Below are 2,947 nucleotides of genomic sequence, written 5' to 3'. Positions count from 1 at the left end.
GCGCCGGCGACCAGCGCGATGGAGGAGAGGTTGACGCCGATGACGTTGAGGGCGCTGAAGAAAGCGATGACGACGATGACGTAGTAGCCGAGATTGGCCAGCAGCGTCTGGGTGGAGAGGGTGATACTCTGATGGTTTCTGAAAATTTTTCTCAGGTATGTTTTGTAGAATCCGCCGATCAGGATACCCAGGATGAATATCAGAAGAGCGCCGATCAGCTTGAGGGCGCTGATGGGAGTTTCGTTGAGCGAGAAGAGAGGTTCGTTCATTTTCCGCCAAAAGAGCGAAACGGTGCGGCGGATCTCCTCCATCGTCGCGCCTTTGATCGTTTCGGCCCGTCCGAGAATGGCGGTATCCATCGTGTTGAAGAGGTCACCGAGGTCGTTGCGCACTTTGACGGGAAAGAAACTCTCCATGATCTCGGTCATCCTGTTCTGCAGGGCGAAGGTGTCGGCGCTGTCGCGGCGTTTGAGCGCATCGGAATAGAGGATGAACATCTCCGCCAGCTTGTCGGTCAGCAGGCTGTAGCGCTTGGCCTGGAGGACCTGGATGCCGTAGTTGAGACGGCGCACCATCTCCGTCTTTCCCAGAAGGTTGAGACGTTCCCGTTCGATGTCGTAACCCTGTATTTCGTTTTCTATCTTCTGCAGCTTCTCTTCGATCCGGTCGAGATTGGCCATCGTCGCGTTGATGTCGAAACGGACATTCGATACACCCTCGACAAACAGCGGCGGCGCCTGGTCGATCAGATTTCCATACATCGCCAGTTTTCGCCGGTATGCCCGGAGACTTTTGACATAGAAGGCGTACTGCAGTTGAAGGGTCAGGGTTTTCGGGGCTTCCGCCGGCAGCTTTTTTATCTGCTCTTCGATGAGACGGATCTTCTCTGCCAGCCCCGCTGTACTTGTTTCGAGCTGATCCCTGGAGAGAGACCAGTTGCCGTACTGGATAATGAGTGAGCGGTAGCTCTCCTCGTCGGCGGGGACGCCCGGTATGGAGACCCGCCTGTCAGGATGCTTCGTCATGTGTATCAGTTTGCCAAGAAGCGCCTTCTGCAGCGCCGTTTCATCGTTTTTGGGACTTTTTTCGATTTTTTGCAGGAGCGTGGTGTAGATCGTCGCGTTGTTTTCCGTCAGTGTCGTGTCGATATCGGCGGCGAGAATCGGCTTGGGGGAGAGAAAAAGGAGAGTGAAAAACATGGCGATCGTGAGTGAGAGCCAAAACCTTCGTCGTCGCATCGTTACCTCCGAACCGGTCAATAGATCTCCCTGAAATTGAAGATCAGTCCCACATCTTCTCCCAGGCGTGACTTGATCTGTCGGGCGATCAGGCGCTTCTCTTCCGGCGTGAGGGAACCTTGGACCGTGACCGTGACGACGGCGTGGAGTCCCTTTGCATCCTTGACGACCCGCATGAGCCGGATATTGGCGCTTTTGTCGTCGAAGCGGACGGCCGCGATACGTGAAAATTCGCTGTAGATACGCTCTTCGGCCACCAGTGTACGTGTCGAGAGCCACAGCGGTACGGCGATGACCGCCACCATCAGCAGTTTGATGAAGAAGGCTGTGGAAGCGTATTTTCTGGATGCGTACCCCATCAGATAGAACATGGCGCCGGATGCGACGACGATGCCGACGATGTTGGCCAGAAAGAGCAGAAAGGCGTTGGAAAAAAGACTCCAGGACCCCCATCCCAGGCCGATACCGGAGACGCACAGCGGCGGCACCAGCGCGACGGCGATCGCGACGCCGGCCAGGCTTTCTCCGACTTTGGAATTGGCGTACCCGTAGGCGGCGGCGATCCCCGCGAAGATGGCGACGGCGAGATCGAGCAGGGTGGGGTGGGTGCGCATCGCCATCTGTTCGGTGACATGGTTGAAGGGCATCCACCACGCAAAGAGCGCCGAAGCGGCCAGGGCGATGACGATGGAGAAGACGACCGTCCTGAGACTCTGCCGCATCAGTGTCTCGTCGAACCGGATGGCCCCCATGGAGAAGGCGATGATGGGAGCCATCAGGGGTGCCAGGATCATCGCGCCGATGATCGTGGGCGAGGAGTTTTGAAAGAGGCCCGTCGTCGCCATCAGGACGCTGACGAGCAGCAGCACCAGATAGGCGCGTTTCATGACGGCCGATTCCCGGAGTTTTCTGAAGAGCTCGGCGAAAGCCTCCTCGGCCGCGATGGGGACGAAAGGAAGCGGCTTTTTCGAGAAGAAGGCGACCAGATCGCTGTCCACGGGGATGTTCTGTATCCTTACACTCTCCTTTTCCTCGGCCGAAACACACTTCTCTTCGCCTGTGACGATGGCCGCTTTCATCGGAACGCTCTCGATGAGAAGTTCGTGTGTTTCGGATTTTCTCCCGTTACAGATGACAGGAAGCGGCTGACTGTCGGGTGTCGTGACGGTCAAAGATTCCGTTTTGACGGTGCCGATGCCCGGCGGCAGGTTTTCGGCCTCTTCCCGCTTCCTGTGGGCGAGGAAAAGCCGTAGTTTCAAAGCGCCCAGAATGCTCTGGGGAGCGTAGATGACGGCCGAGACGCGACGGCACTGATTGTCGGAAGCTTTGAAAAAGTAGGATCGGCTGCGGTTCAGAAGCGTTTCGTGCCCCGCTTCGACCATCAATGCCGCCGTTTTGATCTCCTGCTCCTTGGCCGTTTTGACATGGATGCCCCTCAGCCGCATCGAGAAGAGATTTTTCACAACCTCCGAGATTTCGGGTTGTTCGATCCACTTCGATTCTCCGATCGTGATGCATCGGATCGTCGGTTCGTTGTTGCACCGGATGTAGGTCCTGATGGTGTGGGGAGACTCCGACGCGGCCAGTGCGGCGGCCTCTTCGATCTTTGCCGGTATCAGAAAGCTCTTCTGCTGAAAGGGGTTTCCCTCATAGGGAAGAATGACGATGGTCGTTTCACTCTCTTTGATATGCTCGAGCCAGGCGGTGAA

At 56.8% G+C, this 2,947-nt stretch carries 2 protein-coding genes; both read right to left on the bottom strand.

Annotation, left to right across the window (positions count from 1 at the left end; translation table 11 throughout):
- A partial coding sequence (locus Q1K23_RS08900) for a hypothetical protein (RefSeq protein WP_300363955.1) occupies window positions 1-1,199 on the bottom strand: 1,199 nt, incomplete at its 3' end.
- A gap of 56 nt (window positions 1,200-1,255) precedes the next feature.
- A partial coding sequence (locus tag Q1K23_RS08895) for a TIGR00341 family protein (protein ID WP_300363953.1) occupies window positions 1,256-2,947 on the bottom strand: 1,692 nt, incomplete at its 5' end.

It is taken from the genome of Hydrogenimonas sp. (assembly GCF_029933015.1).
Taxonomy (GTDB): Bacteria; Campylobacterota; Campylobacteria; order Campylobacterales; family Hydrogenimonadaceae; genus Hydrogenimonas.
The sequence above is the reverse complement of the archived record's forward strand: the minus strand, read 5'-3'. Positions and strand labels throughout refer to the sequence as shown.